We start from the raw sequence: 16,801 nt of genomic DNA, 5'->3' as shown, positions 1-16,801 counted from the left end.
CCTCGCGGTGTGCCGCTCACCCAGGAGACGCGGCAACCCGTACGCGGTGGCTCTCGTTGTCGGAGAGGAACGACGCCAGTTCCCGCCCCTGCTCGGCGACGGTGGTGCGGTCGGCTCGGGAGAAACGGCGCAGCGGGGTGACGATCACGGTGCCTGCCTCAACGTTCCAGGTCGCGGCGACCCGGCCGTCGACCAGGACAACACGAGCGCCGGCGACCGACAGTCCGCGGTGGGCATCGTCGATGATCCGGCTGCGGTCGTGGTAGCCGAGGAGAGCGTTGTCGAACGCCGGTAGGAACCGCACCGGGGCGGGTACGTCGGGGTCGGGGCGCGGCGCGTCGGGGAGATCGACCAGCTCGCGGCCTCGCCCGTCGCGGAAGGTCACCAGCTCATCGCGTATCGCGGCCACAGCGGCCGGCAATCCGGCCAGGCCGCACCAGGCGCGCAGGTCGGCCAAGGCCGCGGGGCCGAACGCGGCCAGATAGCGCCGTACCAGCACCTGACCGACCGGATCGGCGACCCCTGGGGCCGGCGGGTCGATCTCGCGACCCAGCCAGGAGGAGAGCAGCACGTTGCGCACTCCTGCCCTCGTGCGCCACAGCCCGCGCGGTGGCAGCTGCGCCATCGGGATGAGGGCGGCGATCAGCATCTCCCCCAGTGCCCGCGGTCCCGGCGTCGGCCAGCGCTGAGCGAGCGCCCGCGCGAGCTCGGTCATCGAGCGGGACTCGCCGTCGGCCATCACCGCCCGGCCCGCAGCCGCGAGCTCGTCGAGATCCACCCCGTCGAGCTCGCGGCGGTAGTTCCCGAGTACTCGCTGGCGCAGCATGGTGTCGTGACGGGCCCGCCAGGCCAGGGCGTCCTCGGCGGTGAGGAGGTGAACGGTTCGGCGCATGAGGTGGGTCCGCACCACGCTCCGCCGGGTCAGCAGATCCGAGAGCGCCGCCGGGTCGAATGCGCGTAGCCGCGACCAGAGCCCGACGAACGGTTCCTGCGGTTCCTGCGCTTGCAGGCCGCCGAGGTGCGCGACGGCGTCGCGGACCGGCACGTCGGCGTGTTCGAGCAGCAACTGACGGGCCAGCGTCGCGCGGTTGAGCGCCCGGGTGTCCAGAACGGTCATCGCCTCACGCCGCTGCTCGCTCGGCGGCCGATCGCCGGCGTGTGATCTCCTTCGACTCCCCGCGGGAGTACACGTCGGCGGTGTCGACGAAGTCGATCCCCGCGTCCGGTGCCCGGTGGACGATCCGGACGCAGTCGTCGTGGGCGGTGTTCGCCGCCCGGCCCACCATCCTGGTGCCCAGGTAGTAGGGGCTGACCCGGGATGCCGGTCCGCCCCAGCTCGCGCATCTTCACGCTGACGCCGTTCCCTTCGATTCCGTGCGGGCTTTGAGGTCAGGACCGGGCGGCCGGCGGGCAGCCGCCGCCCGGTCCTGGTTCACCGCGTCCGGCGCGCAGCACCGGGTCGGGGCGGTGACCCGATCTGGTCGAGATCCGTCACCGGTCAGGTCGACGTCTGCCCGTCGAGCGTTTCGCGCAGGATGTCCGCGTGTCCGGCGTGCTGGGCGGTCTCGGCGATGACATGCATCAGCACCCGGCGCACGCTGCGCACCGCTCCCGCCTCGTTCCAGGGCGCCTCCGGCATCGGGTGCGTCGCCGACAGGTCGGGGACGGCGGCGATGATCTCCTCGCTCCGGGCGGCGACCTGCTCATAGCGCTCGACAACCCCGGCCAGCGTCTCGCCGGGCAGCATCCGGAAGTCGTTCTGATGGTCGATCGCCCACTGCGGGAACTCGCATGCGGTACCGGCGGTGAGGTCGGCCCAGGTGACGCCCTCGGGCAGGTCGTAGCGCATCGCCGACGGGCCCTCGACCACGAACCGCATCCATCCTTCCTCGACGGACGCGACGTGCTTGATCAGCCCGCCCAGGCACAGCGCGCTGACCGTCGGGCACTCGCCGACCTGCTCGTCGCTGAGCCCGCGCGTGGTGTTGATCAGGGCCAGTCGCGCTGTCGCGAGCTCGGCGAGCAGGTCGGCCCGCTCGGCGTCGAGAGTTGCGGGGGGCGTCGTCGTGGCGGTCACGGTGGTCGGGTCCTTCCGGTCGTTCTCGTTGTCTGGCACAAGGCAACAGTCGCAGGGGAAGCGGCCAGGATTTGACCGCTTCTCAGGGCAGTATTGGAGTCATGCCGAAGACCTCAGCGCGACTGCTGGCGTTGCTGTCGCTGCTCCAGGCGCGCCGGGACTGGCCGGGGGCGCTGCTGGCCGAGCGGCTGGAGGTCAGCTCGCGCACCGTGCGCCGCGATGTCGACCGCCTGCGCGAGCTCGGCTATCCCATACTGGCCACCAAAGGCCCCGACGGTGGGTACCGGCTGGACGCCGGCACGGAGCTGCCCCCGTTGCTGTTCGATGACGAGCAGGCCGTCGCTTTGGCGATCGCACTCCAGATCGCCACCACCACTGGTGCCGGCATCGAGGAAGCCGCGGCGCGCGCGCTGAACACCGTCCGGCAGGTCATGCCCGCACGGCTGCGCCGCCGGATCGACACCCTCCAGGTCACCGCCGTCGAGCGGTCCGCGATCCGACCGGACCCACAGGTCGACAGCAGCCTGCTCATGGCACTCAGCGCCGCCGTCCACGCCCGCGAGGTGCTGCGCTTCGACTACACCCCCGCATCCCCACCAGGAGTGGACGACAACGGCGTGCAGACCCCGCCGCGTCGGGTGCAGCCCCATCACCTCGTCACCTGGGGCGGGCGCTGGTACCTCGTCGCCTGGGACCTCGACCGCGAGGACTGGCGCATCTTCCGCGCCGATCGGATCACCCCGCGCACCCCTACAGGACCCCGCTTCACCCCGCGCGAGCTGCCCGGAGGTGAGGTGGCCGCCTTCGTGGCCGGCAGGTTCCGAGGCTCGGGAGGCTCTGGCGACTGGCCCTGCCGCGGCGAGGTGATCCTCGACCTCCCCGCCGCCACCGTGTCCCGCTACGCCCGCGGCGGAGTCGTCGAGGAACTCGGCCCGAACCGCTGCCGGCTCGTCCTGGGCTCGTGGTCATGGCCTGGCCTGGCCGCCATCATCGGCGGATTCGACGCCGACATCGAGGTCGTCGGCCCGGCCGAGCTCAAGGACGCCTTCGCGCACCTGGCCCGCCGCTACGCCAACGCCGCGACCGACGCGCCGCCCCCGATCCAATGAACGAGCGCACATCGACCACATGATCTGACAAAGGCCAGGAACGGCCGGCGCCACTGCCGCCGGCCTGTTGCCGGGCGGTGCTCCGTACCCGCTCGGTCAGCTCCGACAGCTCAGCGACGACGGTTTCGCCGCCCAAGCTGCTCAAAGCGGAGCAGGCTCACTCTTCGCGGCAAATATGACTGAGAGCATCAGACGTACGATCCGCTTCCGGTGATCCTCATGAGTCGTATCGGCGGCATCTGCGGCGAAGACCGAGCCGGCCGCTCAACATTCTGGGCGCGGGTTCCAACCTTCCAGCCTCTCGCGTGCGTTGGTAACGGGCGAGAGGAGATCACATTGGACCGTTATGACGGCTTCCATGAGTTCGTGCGCGCTCGCCAGCAGTCGACCGAACGCGAGACCGCCCATCTGCTGGGCTGCTCACTCGGCACGGTCAAGAGCCAGACCCACCACGCGCTGGGCCGCCTGCGCACGCTCGCACCCGAGCTGGCCCACCTGCTCACCGAGCACGTGCCTCAGGCGCTGGGCATGTTCGGCGAGCAGGCCCATGTCCCGCTGGCGATCACCGGGGACGGCCGTATGATGGCCTACCACAGCCGCCAGGAGCAGACGTTCAAGGTCCGCGAACTAGACGGCGGCAAGGAGCTGACGGCTCCCATCACGGTGACGGAGCAGCAACTAGGTCCGCACGCGTCCCTGATACCGTCCGACGACGGACGCCACCTGGCGTTCACCGGTGGTGGCTCTCCGTGAGGACCGCGCCCTGACGGTACGGCTCGCGCCCCGGCGCGAGCCATACCACCGGCATGCCTCTCAGGTGTCAGGGCCGAGGAACAGGGGGCAGCCGTTAGCGAACGGCCACCGCCATCAGCTCCGCCGTGCCCGGCCCGCCCTGGAAGTCGATCTCCGCCGGCCTGAGCGATGCTCGCCGGCCGGTGCCCCAGGCCGTCAGAGTCCCAGGTCGTCCAGTTCCTTCAGCAGCGCAGCCTTGGGGTCCTGCTGTGGGGAGGCGGGGGCCGGCCGGGGGCGTCTGCGGTCGCGGAACAACCAGCCGCCCAGCAGGCCGGCGAGGAAGCCGAACAGGTGAGCCTGCCAGCCGATGCCCTCCCGGGGCAGCAGCCCGGTGAACTGATAGGCGAAGGACAGGGCCATGACCACGCCTACCACGATGTCGATCAGATGCCGGTCGAATGCGCCGCGCACCAGTACGTAACCGAAGTAGCCGAAGACGATGCCGCTCGCCCCCGCGCCGATGCTCTGCGGGTTGGAGGTGAACCAGGCGCCGAGGCCGCTGACCAGAATGATGAGTCCCGTCACGCCCAAGAATTTGGCGACACCCCGGTAGGCGGACAGGAGGCCGAAGATGAACAGCGGCCCCGAGTTGGCCTCGATGTGTCCCCAGCTCCAGTGCAGGAACGGCGCTGAGGCGATGTCGGGCAGGCTTGCGGGGTTCCACGCCTGCACGCCGTGCTGGTAGCTCAGCGCGTAGCCCGATGCCCAGTTGGCGATCTGCAGCATCCAGATGACGGCCATGAACCCGACCATCACCCAGAACGCCTTGCGGGCCTCAGCGATCGTGATTTCGGCTGTACGGCCCTTGGTCTCCACCTGGTTCCCCCTGACTGTCCGCGTCTTGTACGCGGATCAGTATCGGGACAAAAGATCACAAGTATAAAACCCTTGTTCATCCTCGGCTGAGCCGACGGTCGCGAGGGGCGGCGATGGCCATGCACAGGTGGTCGGCCTTGCCGGGGCCGCGGCGGAACCTGGACAGGATGCGCCGGCTCTTGAGCTGGGCGTCGGCCCGCTCCCCCGGCCCTCCCCCGGCCCGCGCAGGCGGGCGCAGGAGCGATCGGCCCGCTTCTGGGACCCCTCTCGCTGCCCCTACATGGTGTGATCACCGGGCCTCGGCTCCCTTGCATGGGCCTGCACCGTGCGCAGCATGGCGGTGAAGGTGCCATGCTGCGCCCAGCGATGAATTCGGGTGTACGGCAACCGTCAGGAGCCACACCGCTCAAGCACGTTCCGCCAGGCACTGCCGGGACGGATCTTCCACACGATGCCGTTCAGCATCCGGCGATCGTCCTCCCTGAGAGGGCCCAACGGCCCTGACGGGAGTAACCCCTGGAGGATCCTCCGCTCCTGACCGGTCCGTTCACGACGGCGAATCACCCGGACATGACCTCGTACGACCTAGATCTTTTTGAAGGCACACCCTAACGGCCTTGTAGCGCCTTGACGTTGTCGCCGAAGGTCCAGCCTTTCGAGCCGTCCCAGTTGACGGACCAGGTCATCAGTCCCTTGAGGTTGCCACTGAAGCTGTTCCAGCTCTGGGAGACCAGCGAGGGCGACATGTATCCGCCCCCGGCTCCGGGCTGGGCGGGCAGGCCGGGGACCTGCTTGTCGTAGGGGACCCTGATCGTGGTGCCCTGGATGACCAGCCCGTTGTTCAGGCAGGTGGTCTGGGCGACGAAGCCCTGCACCGTGCCGGCGGAGTAGGAGTCGCCGGCGCAGCCGTACATGCTGCCGTTGTAGTACTGCATGTTCAGCCACCACAGGCGGCCGTTGTCCGCGTACTTCTTGATGATCGGCAGATAAGCGCCCCAGATCGAGCCGTAGGTCACGCTGCCGCCGGTGACATAAGCCGTCTCGGGTGCCATGGTCAGGCCGAAGTTGGACGGCATCTGGGCGAGGACACCGTCGATGATGCGGATGAGGTTGGCCTGGGAGGCGGAGAGCTGGCTGATGTTGCCGCTGCCGGTGAGGCCCGTCTCGATGTCGATGTCGATGCCGTCGAAGTTGTACTTCTTCAAGATCGGCACGACGGTGGCGACGAAACGGTCGGCGACGGCACTGGAGCTGAGGTCGATGCCGGCGGTCGCACCGCCGATGGACATCAGGATCGTCGCGCCCGCCGCTTTGGCCTGACACATCTCGGTCGGGGTGGCGACCTTGACGGTGGCGTCCATGCCGTCTTCCCACAGCACGGTGCCGTCGGAGCGGATGACCGGGAACGCCGCGTTGATCACGTTGTAGCCGTGCTGGCGAATGCGGGGGTCGGTGATCGGCGTCCAGCCGAAGGGCGGGTGCACGCCGTTGACCGCGCCGTCCCAGTTCTCCCAGTAACCCTGCAGGACCTTCTCTGAGGGCTTCGACTTCACCGGGCACGTCGTGTCACCCGTCGGCGTCGGTGTGGGAGTGGGAGTGGGGCTGGCTGTGGGCGAGACCGTGGGAGTAGGGGTGGGCGAGACCGTGGGGGTGGAGGTGGGAGGAGTTCCGGGGCCGTCGAAGCTGACATCGTCGGCGTAGTACGTGCCCTGGCCGTACCAGCCGTGCAGGTAGACCACGGCGGTGGTCTGGTTGGCCGCGGTGGTGAAGGGGACCGTGAGCTGACTGTACGTCGAGGGCGAGGAGGTCCAGGTGGAGCCGCCGCCGTTCACGCCGAGATACACGTAGCCGCCGCGGACCCAGGCGGTCAGCGTGTAGGCGGTGTTCGGCTGGACCGACACGGACTGGCTGCACTGGGCGGTGTCGGAGGAGCCGGCGGCGCCGGCGAGCGCCTTCGTCCCGGAGCGGATGGGGGAAGCGACCACGGATCCCAGCCCGCCGGTGCAGGACCAGGGTGACAGGGCGCCGGTTTCGAAGCCCGGATTCGCGAGCAGGTTGGCCGCGCGGGCCGAGGTCTGGGTGACCAGGACACCTAAAGCCGCGAGCAGTAACGAGATGACCAGCACGAGCGGGCGCGGTATTCGCGTCATGTGGATGACCCTTCTCCAGCCCGGAGACCGGGCTTTGGCGGGCGCGGCGCAGGGCATGGGAGGCCGCGATGATGGGGGGTGCGCGAGACCTCATTATTGTAAAGAAACCTATCAATTGTCTACGGTGGCCCAGGTGCGAGCGCCTCGGCCGCGGTGCGCCAGGCCGTTCCGCTTCCCCATGGGCGAGCAGGAAGCGGGGTGCGAGACCCAGGTGTGTGATGGGTGCGGCGGTCGGCGGGGCGAGGTCGAGGGGCCAGTCGCCCGACCGGACTCCGCAGCCTTTCTCATTTTCAGAGGCGTACCGGCAGGGCGCTCAGCCGCCAGGCGCCGGGCCCGCGGCCGGCACCGCCCCCGGGGACCGTCGCCCTGGTCTACTCTCACAGGCGTGACGGTCAAGAACTCGCACTGCTCCTTCTGCGGCAAGGCCTTTGCTGTGGACCAGGCGTGGCCGCGGACCTGCTCCGGCTGCGGGAACACCGGCTACCTCAACCCGCTGCCGGTCGCGGTGATGGTGCTACCGGTGGACGACGGCCTGCTGGTGGTCCGCCGTGACATCGAACCGCACCGGGGCGAACTCGCCCTGCCCGGCGGCTTCATCGACATGGGCGAGTCCTGGCAGCAGGCGGCCGTCCGAGAGCTCCACGAGGAGACGGGTGTCGTCGTCGATGCGGACAGCGTAGGGCTGTTCGACGTGCTCAGTGCTCCCGACGGGAGCGTGCTGATCTTCGCCTCGGGGCCGCGGATCGACTCGGACGCCCTCCCCCCGGTCGTGCCGACGGCCGAAACGACGGAGTGGTTGCTGATCGACGGGCCGCAGGAGCTGGCTTTCCCTCTGCACACCCGGATCGTGGCGGAATATTTCAGGCGAAGGCATTCCCCAAGGCGGTGACACGGGCGCGTGATTGCTTTATGAGTCTTGCCGTCATCCGCGATAGGGCGATATTTCGTTGACGTTTACGACGATAGGCCGAAATACTGCCCGCCCATTGAGTTGATCTCCGCTCTCATTAACACGCCGGACACGGTCGATATGGGGGCGGTGGAGGCCAATGACTCCTGGTATGCGCTTTCTGGAACAGCGCAAACCTGTTCCTATGTCCTGACCGGCATCATTTTTGTGACCTGGCTGCGCAGGGCCCGTTCGAACGCCGAAGCCATCACCCCGATTCCTCATCGCAGGGATGCCAACCGGGCTGTTTTCGGCTGGATTGTTCCGATCGTAAACCTGTGGTTTCCCAAGCAGGTCATCGACGACATCTGGGTGACCTCGAAGCCGGGTGATCCTTCCCTGAACCCGCCGCACCCCACTCCTTTGCACGGCGCCCGCCGCTCAGGGCTGGTGTGGGCGTGGTGGCTGTCATGGCTGATCGCCATGTGGGCCTCCCGGCTCTTCTACCGGGTCGCGGCCCGAGGCGAAGATCTTGACTCCTACCTGCTGACAGCCAACACCGAGATCTGTTTCGCCGCCCCCACGCTGATCTGCGCCATCCTGGCCGCCATCGTGGTCATGAAGATCGCCGGCTTCCAGGAGCAGCGGCGCTTGCCGGCTGTGCCGATCCCCTAAGCGGCTCACGGCTCCGCCTTCGCCGCTGCGGAGCCGTGAGCCGGCTACGCCGCTCCGGGTGAGTGGTCGCGCAGGATGCGTGGAACCCCGCCATCGCATGGTGCGGCTTGAAACCGCCCCAGAGCCAGGGCGTCCGCGACACGCCGAAGATCAGGCCACCGATGGACTCTCGCGGTCACGTCCAGCCACCGAACCGGCTCTCGACGACCCGAGAATTCCTTAGTGCCTGTGAACAAACTGATCGTCGAGACAGTTGTGGCAGCTGATGAGATCATGGGAATTCTTCCCACGAAGAGTGACCTTCCGGTAACGACAGCGGTTATCCAAACCCTGACGCACTGGAAGGTCTCATGCCGTTGTACGCCACCGCTGCCGACGCCGTTGTCCCCGATCAGGAAATCCGCTGCCCGTTGGCGAGCCGCTGCACCACCGCCAAGGGCGGCCGCGAAATCAAGATCAGTCCGTATGAGGAACAGCTGGCCAAGGGACATGCTCGCAGCGTCGATCCGGCGTGGCTGATCCACTGTCGTGCCACCCGCCCCAAGGTCGAGCGGAAGATCGCACACCTCATGCGACGCCGTCACGGCGGTCGCAAAGCCCGCATGCGCGGCACGCAGAAGATCGCCGCCGACTTCTCGCTCCTAGCCGCCGCGGTCAACCTCGCACGCGTGGAAATACTCACCTCAACATCAGCCTCCTAGCTCAGCGCCGTCGACCGCCATCTGCCGCCTACCCGTACATAGAGGCGGTTGTTGGTCGAGTCGACCGCGAGTGTCCCGTCGACCGGGGGGCGCGTGAACGAAGAGTCGCTGACCGGGCCCGCGACCAGACGCAGCGGCGGGTTCGGATGATACTTAGCCGGAATGGTGCCGCCGAACTGGCCTCCGATGTTCCCGTAGCAGTTCTCCACCCAGAAGTCGCCGGCGCTCGAGGCCTCGTAATAGACGTGGACGCCGGTCGGCCTCGTCGTGTAGAGCCCCACCACATTGCGCAACACGGCGGTCGAACCCGAGCCGGAGTACAGATCGACGCCGGAATTGACCGTCGCGGTGGAGCCGTTGGCGATCAGAACGTTCTCCAGGGCACCAGCGCTCCCCGCCCAGGCGATGATGTTCTGCGCGGTGGAATACCCGGAGGCGAAACCACCCGCGAAGGCGTAGATGTTGGTCGCATAGACGTGCTTGCAGGAGGCGTCGACCTTCAGATGCGGGCCGCCCTGCATCCTGGAGGTCTCGAACTTGCAGTCCGTTATGTAGATCCCGTTGGGGTTGTTGGTCTTGGCAGTACCCTGGGTGATCCACAGCGCACCTGTACCGAAGGCCTCCATGCGGCAGCCGATGAAATGGATCTGGTTGACGTTGTCGCCGCTGTATCCCCAGCCGCTCGTGGCCGAGGAGTTGCGGAGCCAAACGTTGGGCTGAGTGGTGCTGTCGGCCGTGCCGGTGCTCGATTCGATCACCAGGTTGTAGAAGCGGGAATCCCAGAACTCGACGGCGTCGATGCATGTGTCGTTGTTGCTCGACATGAACACATCGCGGAAGTAGGAATTGTTGTTGTAGTAAAGCTCGAGAAGCAGACCGGTCTTGCTGTTGCCGTTGAAGCCGAGGTTCTCAATCGAGCAGTAGCGGCGGTGCGTCGCCCCGGTCGGGTCGGCAGAGGAGCCGGACATACGCAGCAGGATGCCGTCCGCCCCCTTGACGAGCATGGACGCCTTGCTGCTCGCGCCAACCAGACGGACCCCGTCGCCGCCGACAGACAGAGCCGGACTATCGGCCGTCGGGATGACTTTGTACTTCCCTATGGGGAAATACACAGTTCCGCCGCCCGCCGTCACCGCTGCGTTGATGGCATCCTGAACCGCCGCAGTGTCGTCGGCGAATCCATCGCCCACCGCGCCGTGCCCCTTCACGTCGAACCAGTCCAGCGAACCATCAGCCGCCGCGGCGGGCGATGCTCCCGCGAGCGCGGCGGCACCCGCCAGCCCCACGGCGGTTCCCCACAACGCCCGGCGGCGCACACCTGGGTTCCTCGGATCAATCACAGCACGTTCCTCTCAGTAGATTGATCTTTGGATTCAACCAGTTCCGAAGGGATTTGGGGCTGTTTCACCCTTTGTCGATAGGAACAGGCCGGAAAGAGCTCGCGGGCGCCCCCGCTTCGGCCCAGCGCACGGCTTGCCGAGTGTCTCCCATAACGAAGAAACTGCCTGCTCATGCGTGGCCTGCCGCTACGGCCGCGGAGTCGATCACCCGACCCGGCAGCCCCGCTACACCACCGACATGAGTGACGCCGAATGGCAGGTCATCAAGCCGTTGATGCCCTGGTCGGCCTGGTTACACGGCAACGGCGGACGACCCGAGAAGTACTGCCGTCGCCGGATCATGGATGCCATCCGGTACGTGGTCGACAACGGCTGCAAGTGGCGCAATCTGCCCGCCGACTTCCTGGTGCCCTGGCGCACCGTCCATGCGATCTTCACTCGCTGGTGGCAGGACGGTGATCTCTATGCTCTCCACAATGAATTGCGCGAACAGGCCCGGATAGCCGACGGTCGCGAGCCGGAGCCCAGCGCGGGGATCATCGATTCGCAGTCACTGCGGGCCGCCGAGACCGTCGCCGCCGGCTCGCGCGGATATGACGCGGCCAAGAAGGTACAGGGCACCAAGCGGCACGTCATCGTGGACACCCTGGGCCTGCTGCTGCCGGTCGTCGTCACCGCCGCCAGCGTCCAGGACCGCGACGGCGTCAAGCCCGCGCTGGCGCGTCTGCGCGACCGATACGAGCGGATCGCGCTGATCTGGGCCGACAGCGCCTACGCCGGCAAGCTCGTGACCTGGGCCCAAAAGCACGTCCGGCTCACTCTGGAGATCGTCAAGCGCAGTGACGATGTCAGCGGCTTCGCCGTCCTTCCTCGCAGGTGGGTGGTGGAGAGGACGCTGTCGTGGATCTCCCAGCGCAGGCGGTGCGTGCGGGACTATGAGCGGTTATCCGAGCATCACGAGGCCATGGCCTTGTGGGCGATGATCATCCTCATGGGGCGACGACTCGCACGATCCGCATCTCCCAAATCGACCTGACGATCAGTTTGTACACGGGCGCTTAGAGCGCCGCCTGCATCGATGGTGTCACTCCAAGATCTCCTTCGTCTACGACAACGAGGGCACCGAGATCCACTGAGACACCAAGCGAGACGCCAGGCTCGCCGAACCGACGGTGGGCAACAATGGGCCGCCCTCACGCTCATGACCTGCCCTCTCACCTGTGGGCCGGAAAAGTCACAGCTCACGCCACCGACAGGTCGCTTGATCACAGCTCAGCGGAGCCTTTCCACCTTCACAGGGATACGCACCTGCTCGGCGGCCCGATGATCCCACTGTGATCTCCGACCGGCTTGCAAAAACGGGGTGGCCCTCCATATCGTACTCAACCAGAAACAGAGGGCCACCCCAGTTAGGCGGATGGCCTCCGCATGCCTACCGAGTGGAGACACATCGTGAAGACCATCGTGGTGGTGGGGGCGACCGGTCTGCAGGGCCGGGCCGTGACGGCGCATCTGCTCGCCGACGACTGGCGGATACGAGCGGTGACGCGCGATCCGAACGCCCCGGCGGCCCGAACGCTGTCGCAGGCGGGCGCACAACTCCTCAGCGCCGAGATGGATGACGTCGCCGCCCGAGACACCGCCGAGCAGGACCGATGAGCACGCCCGCCCTCGGACGGATCGGCATCTGGGCGGGCGAGATGGACCGCTATCCCGCACCCGTCCTGCGCCAGGCAGCCGCGGCCATCGAGGACCTCGGCTATCCGGCCCTGTGGTTTCCCGAAACGACCGGCCGCGAGGCCATGGCCCAGAGCGCCCTGCTGCTGTCGGCCACCCGGCAGACCGTCATCGCCACCGGCACCGCCAGCATCTACGCCCGCGACGCGATCAGCGCCGCAGCGGCGCAGCGCACCCTTGCGGAGGCGTTCCCCGGGCGGTTCCTGCTCGGCCTCGGCGTCAGCCATCCCGCCCTGGTCACCGACATGCGTGGCCACCGCTTCGGCCCGCCGTTGGCGACCATGCGCGGCTACCTGGACGCGATGGACGCCGCCTCGTTCGGCCCGCCGATCCCCGCGCCGCCCCGGGTCCTGGCCGCGCTGGGCCCGAAGATGCTCAAGCTCGCCGCCGAACGCTCGTGGGGCGCCCACCCTTTGGGCATGCCGATCGAGCACACCCGCCGCTCCAGAAGCCTGCTCGGGCCGCAGGCGCTGCTCGCGGTCACCCAGCTTGTCGTCCTGGACCCATCCCGCTCCCGCGCGGCCGAGCTGGCCCGCGCCCATGCGGCCGCCGCCCTGCCCAACCGGATCGGGCTGCTGCGCGACCTGGGATTCGATAACGCCGAGTCCCTCGACGACCGGCTGGTCGAAGCGCTGGTGGTCACCGGCGGCCCTGACGACATCGTCCGGCGGATTGGTGAGCATCTTGACGCCGGTGCAGATCACGTCAGCCTTCACGTGCTCACCGCTACACCGGACAAGCCGCCCCTGCGTCAATGGGAAGAGCTCGCCGCACGGCTGTTATGAGCGGAGAGCTCTCCGAGCGAGGCCGACCAGAGACAACGCCGCCACATCCAGATCCGACGCCCGCCTACTCCACCAGGTCCGCCTGCTCGACCAGCACCCGGGCTGCCTGGGCCACCAGCGTGGAGACCGGCTCCAGCCGGGGCGGCATCCGCATGATCCTCGTCCTGCCGAGCCGCCGTGCGAGCTCCGTGATGAGCGGCGAGACCAGCGTCCCCACCTCCCTGCCCTGATACGCATCGGCCGAAGTGGGGCCGAAACGGCAGCCGGTGCGAGCGTGTCGCAGAGGCGTCATACGCACTGGTGGGCCCCCGGTCCCGTCGCGATCTCGACAGGGATGCCACCGGTTCAACCGCAAGTGCCTCACCGAGAACGTCCGGGAAATCGCCCCGGCGAACTTCGCCCTCGACGGTGTCTCCTGCACCAGCGAGTGACAGCCGCAGCGCCACCCGGTAGGGAGCCGAGGCCGGTGGTCTCCAGGACGCCCCTACTTCCCGGTCGATCTTAGGCGCGAAGTGTTCTAAAACACCTTCAGATGCGATAGAAGATCATTCGCACCTACTGTCTCGTCTTGAGGTATACGTGAAGAAACTCCTTCGTCTTCTCGCGGCCCAGCTGTTCGCCGCGACGTTCCTTCTCACCGCCTTCTCCGGCCCCGCACGTGCCGACACCTCCCAGAGCGACGCCGAACTCGCCGTCGAGTGGCAGGCCGCGTGGGACGACCACAGGTTCTACGACTCCGCACCCCCTCCCCTTCCGGACTCGGGGCTGAGCAGGGAGAAGGCCAAGATCTCGATCGAGATCGACGCCCCGGTCGAGCACGTGTTCGGCAAATACTCGAACATCAACAACCACATCGGCATGCATTCGTTCCTCAAGCGCGTCGTCACCCACAACGACCGGCTCCAGGCCGGCATACGCTACATCGACTTCACGGCCATCGAGGAGATCCCGTACGAGGGCGCGATCGTCACCAGCAAGACGCACGCGCAACAGCGCATCGACCACGCCGCCCTCAGGTACGAGACGGACACCTGGTCGCTGCCCGGTGTCGTCACGCACCAGAAGATCCTCTTCGAGGAGCTGGACGGCGGGAAGACCAGAGTCACCGAGCAACTCACCTTCGACGCGGACAACTCGCTGATCGACTTCGTCGTCACGAACGGCGTCGCCTCCCACCAGGCGACGCAGGCGGCCCTCAAGCAGGCCATCGAGAGCGGCCAGCTCTGATCCGCCACCGGAGCGGGGCCCGCTCTTCGGCGCGCCCCGCCCGGTCCACCGCCTCTGTCCACCGCTTCTGTCCGCCGCTCCCTCGTCCGCGGCGGGATGTGGCGGCCCAGCCGGTGGCCGGACAGGTTGGCCGCGGCCTACACCGGCGAGTACCGCGAGTGACCGGTGCGCAGATGTGCGCGAAGCCACTGGACAGAGCCGAGGACCGATCCCGCCACGCGGGCCGGCCCCTGGGAAGGGGTCAGAGTACGGCGCAGCCGACCCGGACCGGGACGCGGGCCGACCAGCGGCCGGAGAGCACGTCGTAGGCCTGGGCGTAGGCGTTGGCGGGCTTGCCGGGCGCCGAGCAGTCGAACTTGCCGGTCTCCTTGCCCCAGCTGCCGGCGGCGTATCCGGAGTGGGCGGAGGCGTTGACGGTTCCGCTCCAGTACACGCGGCCGGTGGTGTAGCGGATGTAGAGCTTCACCTGGCCGATGTTGTAGTGGCTGCCGTTGAGCTTCAGCCTCGCGATGTCGTCGGTCGAGGTGCTGGTGGCGGTGCCATCACCGTTGTCATGCGGCTTGACCCTGTAGGTGCTGATCCACAGCCTTGCCGTCACCTTGCGACCGGCGGCCTGGGCGTTGTCGGCGCGCGCCTGGGAACGGACGGCCGGAGTGACGCAGACGTCGTCGCCGACGAAGGCCTCGCGCCACACGAAGCCGGTGGAGCAAGTGTGCGGGCCGTACGGGCCGGAGACCCAGCGTGTGTACTTCACGTTGTTGTCATGGGTGGTCTGGTCCCGGATGGCGGGGGTGACGCAGACGAGGTCACTCGGCCGGGCCTCCCGCCAGACGAAGCCCTGCACGCAGGTGTCCGGGCCGGGGGCGTCGGCCGTGGCGGCGTCGGCGGGAACGGTCACGGCGAAGCCGGCGACGGCAAGAACGGCCAGGCCGAGGGAGGCGCGCTTCACGGTGCGGTTCAGGGTGCTGTCCATGCTGTGCTCCTGAGTGCGGATGCTGTCGATCCGGCCGTTTCCTCCGGGTCCTTGTGACTCAGTGATACCTCCGCCCGCTTGCCTGCCACTCGATCGGCGCTTGCCGTACGCCTTGCAAGCGTCGTGCAAGGGCGCAGGGCGCGGCGCACCATTCGGCCGCCGTCCATTCCCGAACAACTGCCCGCTTTCCACGTCCGGGGCGGTCGCCGCGTACAGCTGGGGCAGCGCACCCTGATCCGGGGGCTGGGCGGGCGGGGTGAGGATGCGGCCGGACAACACCTTCACCATGCCGATTCGGCCCCGCCTCCGGCTCCGGCCCCAAGATCAAGGACTCGCTGGCGGTGTTCACCGGCGGCATCAACATCGGCCCGTACGAGGCGGCCAAGCACATCGCCGGCATCACCGCCCGCGAGCTGTCCATGGTCCGCAACCGGCACATCAATCCGAAGAAGCCGAATGCCGCGATCGCCGACGTGGTCAACGCCTTCGCCGAACTGGACGTGGTCAAGGCCTGGGGCGACGGCAGCACGGTGACGGCCGACGGCACGCAGGTGGACACCTACATCGACGATCTCCTGGCCGAGACCAGCATCCGGTACGGAGGATTCAGACGTTCACAGCGGTGGCCGTCTCACCTCCGGCCGGCGACCGAGCCGGAGATCCCTGGAGACGTGAGGCTCGGCGAGTGTTCCGCGGCTGGGCCATGCGATGTCGTCAACCGCGAGAAACGGCTCGCCGGCCACGGTCGCGGGGGTTGCCCCGGTGAACGCCATGACGTCCCGATGCAGGTGGGACTGGTCGGCGTAGCCGGCGTCGGCCGCGACTTGAGCCGCGCCTTCACCCGCGACCAGGCGGTGGGCGGCATGGTCGAAGCGGACCAGCTTCACGGCGCGCTTGGGCGGCAGGCCGAGCTGCGACCGGAACCGGGACCACAGCCGCTTACGGCTCCACTCGACCTCGGCCGCGAGTCCGTCGACTCGGGCCAGGCCACGGCCGCCGACGATCCGATGCCAGGCCCAGGCCACCTCCGGGTCCACCGGCGGCCCCGCCTCATGCCGGCGGGCGAGCAGCGCGTCCATCAACGCGAAGCGATCCTCCCAGGAGGAGACATCGCCCAGTTGCTCACGGATCCGAGACACCTCCCGGCCCCACAGGTTCTCGAGGGCCACCACGGCGCCGTCCAGGTCGGCGGGGGAAACGCCCAGAACCGCGCGTGCGATCACCGGGGACAGGCGCACCTGCACGCACTCGACGTTCTCACCCCGCGCCCAGACCGCGCCTCCGGACCCGACCCCGGGCCCGGCCACGACACTTCCCCGCTGCTGCCGCCCGGCAACATCGTCCACGACGGGCGAACCGGCGCCGAACTCCAGAAGCAGCGTCACGGCCGGATGCGGGACCATCCGGAGCGCGTCCAGGTCACGGATACGGAACCCGGCCATGGTGACACCGGCCACCCGGCTGGGCCGCCGCGGGCACGCGACGCCCCACACAGCCGCATCATGCACGAACGTCCGCACCGTCCCATGC

The 16,801-nt window shown here is 68.1% G+C and carries 18 protein-coding genes and 1 pseudogene; 10 read left to right on the top strand and 9 right to left on the bottom strand.

From position 1 onward, the window contains the following. Positions 1 to 16: 16 nt before the first annotated feature. From ACQPYK_RS22315 to ACQPYK_RS22305, 3 genes are all read right to left on the bottom strand, one after another. Positions 17 to 1,117 carry a winged helix DNA-binding domain-containing protein gene (locus ACQPYK_RS22315; RefSeq protein ID WP_433258055.1) on the bottom strand — a complete coding sequence of 367 codons (1,101 nt, stop codon included), beginning with the start codon at positions 1,115 to 1,117 and terminating at the stop codon, positions 17 to 19. A 4-nt stretch (positions 1,118 to 1,121) separates the two neighbouring features. Then, entirely contained in the window at positions 1,122 to 1,286 is a 165-nt protein-coding gene (locus ACQPYK_RS22310) for an aldo/keto reductase (protein WP_433258053.1), read from the bottom strand. Positions 1,287 to 1,498: 212 nt separating this feature from the next. Beyond that, complete coding sequence (locus ACQPYK_RS22305; protein WP_433258052.1) at positions 1,499 to 2,116, bottom strand: DinB family protein; 618 nt, start codon at positions 2,114 to 2,116, stop codon at positions 1,499 to 1,501. A 62-nt stretch (positions 2,117 to 2,178) separates the two neighbouring features. Here ACQPYK_RS22305 and ACQPYK_RS22300 point away from each other — a divergent pair, with 62 nt between their 5' ends. Next, complete coding sequence (locus ACQPYK_RS22300; RefSeq protein WP_433258050.1) at positions 2,179 to 3,186, top strand: helix-turn-helix transcriptional regulator; 1,008 nt, start codon at positions 2,179 to 2,181, stop codon at positions 3,184 to 3,186. Positions 3,187 to 3,522: 336 nt separating this feature from the next. Beyond that, positions 3,523 to 3,939 (top strand): hypothetical protein, encoded by a 417-nt coding sequence (locus ACQPYK_RS22295; RefSeq protein ID WP_433258049.1) that lies wholly within the window; start codon positions 3,523 to 3,525, stop codon positions 3,937 to 3,939. Positions 3,940 to 4,134: 195 nt separating this feature from the next. On the opposite strand, the gene ACQPYK_RS22290 is transcribed toward ACQPYK_RS22295, so the two are convergent. After that, positions 4,135 to 4,794, bottom strand: a complete 660-nt coding sequence (locus tag ACQPYK_RS22290) for a rhomboid family intramembrane serine protease (protein WP_433258048.1) — start codon at positions 4,792 to 4,794, stop codon at positions 4,135 to 4,137. 608 nt (positions 4,795 to 5,402) lie between these two features. Continuing rightward, on the bottom strand, positions 5,403 to 6,944 hold the full coding sequence (locus ACQPYK_RS22285; protein ID WP_433258046.1) for a glycosyl hydrolase family 18 protein: 1,542 nt from the start codon (positions 6,942 to 6,944) through the stop codon (positions 5,403 to 5,405). Positions 6,945 to 7,329: 385 nt separating this feature from the next. On the opposite strand from ACQPYK_RS22285, the gene ACQPYK_RS22280 reads away from it, so the two are divergent. From ACQPYK_RS22280 to ACQPYK_RS22270, 3 genes are all read left to right on the top strand, one after another. After that, positions 7,330 to 7,833: an NUDIX domain-containing protein gene (locus tag ACQPYK_RS22280; RefSeq protein WP_433258045.1), complete on the top strand. Its 504-nt coding sequence runs from the start codon at positions 7,330 to 7,332 to the stop codon at positions 7,831 to 7,833. 102 nt (positions 7,834 to 7,935) lie between these two features. Next, a complete protein-coding gene (locus tag ACQPYK_RS22275; RefSeq protein ID WP_433258043.1) occupies positions 7,936 to 8,508 on the top strand; it encodes a DUF4328 domain-containing protein in 573 nt (190 codons plus the stop codon). Between the two features lie 350 nt (positions 8,509 to 8,858). Then, a complete protein-coding gene (locus ACQPYK_RS22270; protein WP_433258041.1) occupies positions 8,859 to 9,209 on the top strand; it encodes a transposase in 351 nt (116 codons plus the stop codon). Here the strand turns inward: ACQPYK_RS22270 and ACQPYK_RS22265 are convergent. Continuing rightward, positions 9,206 to 10,549, bottom strand: coding sequence for a glycosyl hydrolase family 28-related protein (locus tag ACQPYK_RS22265; RefSeq protein ID WP_433258040.1), 1,344 nt, complete (start codon positions 10,547 to 10,549; stop codon positions 9,206 to 9,208). The two genes, ACQPYK_RS22270 and ACQPYK_RS22265, sit on opposite strands and share 4 nt — an antisense overlap. 238 nt (positions 10,550 to 10,787) lie before the next feature. On the opposite strand from ACQPYK_RS22265, the gene ACQPYK_RS22260 reads away from it, so the two are divergent. The 3 genes from ACQPYK_RS22260 to ACQPYK_RS22250 all read left to right on the top strand — a co-directional run bounded on the left by ACQPYK_RS22260 (position 10,788) and on the right by ACQPYK_RS22250 (position 13,071). Beyond that, a complete protein-coding gene (locus ACQPYK_RS22260) occupies positions 10,788 to 11,585 on the top strand; it encodes an IS5 family transposase (protein WP_433258039.1) in 798 nt (265 codons plus the stop codon). Positions 11,586 to 12,001: 416 nt separating this feature from the next. Then, complete coding sequence (locus ACQPYK_RS22255) at positions 12,002 to 12,208, top strand: NmrA family NAD(P)-binding protein (RefSeq protein WP_433258037.1); 207 nt, start codon at positions 12,002 to 12,004, stop codon at positions 12,206 to 12,208. Then, positions 12,205 to 13,071, top strand: a complete 867-nt coding sequence (locus tag ACQPYK_RS22250; RefSeq protein WP_433258036.1) for a TIGR03620 family F420-dependent LLM class oxidoreductase — start codon at positions 12,205 to 12,207, stop codon at positions 13,069 to 13,071. Before ACQPYK_RS22255 ends, ACQPYK_RS22250 begins: the two co-directional genes overlap by 4 nt. Before the next feature lie 64 nt (positions 13,072 to 13,135). On the opposite strand, the gene ACQPYK_RS22245 is transcribed toward ACQPYK_RS22250, so the two are convergent. Continuing rightward, positions 13,136 to 13,363 carry a hypothetical protein gene (locus ACQPYK_RS22245; protein WP_433258035.1) on the bottom strand — a complete coding sequence of 76 codons (228 nt, stop codon included), beginning with the start codon at positions 13,361 to 13,363 and terminating at the stop codon, positions 13,136 to 13,138. Between the two features lie 287 nt (positions 13,364 to 13,650). On the opposite strand from ACQPYK_RS22245, the gene ACQPYK_RS22240 reads away from it, so the two are divergent. After that, positions 13,651 to 14,298, top strand: coding sequence for a hypothetical protein (locus tag ACQPYK_RS22240; protein ID WP_433258034.1), 648 nt, complete (start codon positions 13,651 to 13,653; stop codon positions 14,296 to 14,298). Positions 14,299 to 14,539: 241 nt separating this feature from the next. On the opposite strand, the gene ACQPYK_RS22235 is transcribed toward ACQPYK_RS22240, so the two are convergent. Beyond that, positions 14,540 to 15,271, bottom strand: coding sequence for a hypothetical protein (locus ACQPYK_RS22235; protein ID WP_433258033.1), 732 nt, complete (start codon positions 15,269 to 15,271; stop codon positions 14,540 to 14,542). 293 nt (positions 15,272 to 15,564) lie between these two features. On the opposite strand from ACQPYK_RS22235, the pseudogene ACQPYK_RS22230 reads away from it, so the two are divergent. Beyond that, positions 15,565 to 15,876: pseudogene (locus ACQPYK_RS22230) on the top strand (Tn3 family transposase); the annotation flags it as partial. Positions 15,877 to 15,885: 9 nt separating this feature from the next. Here the strand turns inward: ACQPYK_RS22230 and ACQPYK_RS22225 are convergent. Next, positions 15,886 to 16,791: a helix-turn-helix domain-containing protein gene (locus tag ACQPYK_RS22225; protein ID WP_433258031.1), complete on the bottom strand. Its 906-nt coding sequence runs from the start codon at positions 16,789 to 16,791 to the stop codon at positions 15,886 to 15,888. Between the last annotated feature and the right edge of the window lie 10 nt (positions 16,792 to 16,801).

It is taken from the genome of Streptosporangium sp. CA-135522 (assembly GCF_050949235.1).
In the GTDB taxonomy this organism is placed as follows: domain Bacteria; phylum Actinomycetota; class Actinomycetes; order Streptosporangiales; family Streptosporangiaceae; genus Streptosporangium.
The sequence above is the reverse complement of the archived record's forward strand: the minus strand, read 5'-3'. Positions and strand labels throughout refer to the sequence as shown.

Coding starts and splice junctions, on each gene's coding strand:
- ACQPYK_RS22270 (WP_433258041.1), top strand. CDS start 8,859: ATGCCGTTGTACGCCACCGCTGCCGACGCCGTTGTCCCCGATCAGGAA.
- ACQPYK_RS22250 (WP_433258036.1), top strand. CDS start 12,205: ATGAGCACGCCCGCCCTCGGACGGATCGGCATCTGGGCGGGCGAGATG.
- ACQPYK_RS22285 (WP_433258046.1), bottom strand. CDS start 6,944: ATGACGCGAATACCGCGCCCGCTCGTGCTGGTCATCTCGTTACTGCTC.
- ACQPYK_RS22235 (WP_433258033.1), bottom strand. CDS start 15,271: ATGGACAGCACCCTGAACCGCACCGTGAAGCGCGCCTCCCTCGGCCTG.
- ACQPYK_RS22310 (WP_433258053.1), bottom strand. CDS start 1,286: ATGGTGGGCCGGGCGGCGAACACCGCCCACGACGACTGCGTCCGGATC.
- ACQPYK_RS22260 (WP_433258039.1), top strand. CDS start 10,788: ATGAGTGACGCCGAATGGCAGGTCATCAAGCCGTTGATGCCCTGGTCG.
- ACQPYK_RS22245 (WP_433258035.1), bottom strand. CDS start 13,363: ATGACGCCTCTGCGACACGCTCGCACCGGCTGCCGTTTCGGCCCCACT.
- ACQPYK_RS22300 (WP_433258050.1), top strand. CDS start 2,179: ATGCCGAAGACCTCAGCGCGACTGCTGGCGTTGCTGTCGCTGCTCCAG.
- ACQPYK_RS22315 (WP_433258055.1), bottom strand. CDS start 1,117: ATGACCGTTCTGGACACCCGGGCGCTCAACCGCGCGACGCTGGCCCGT.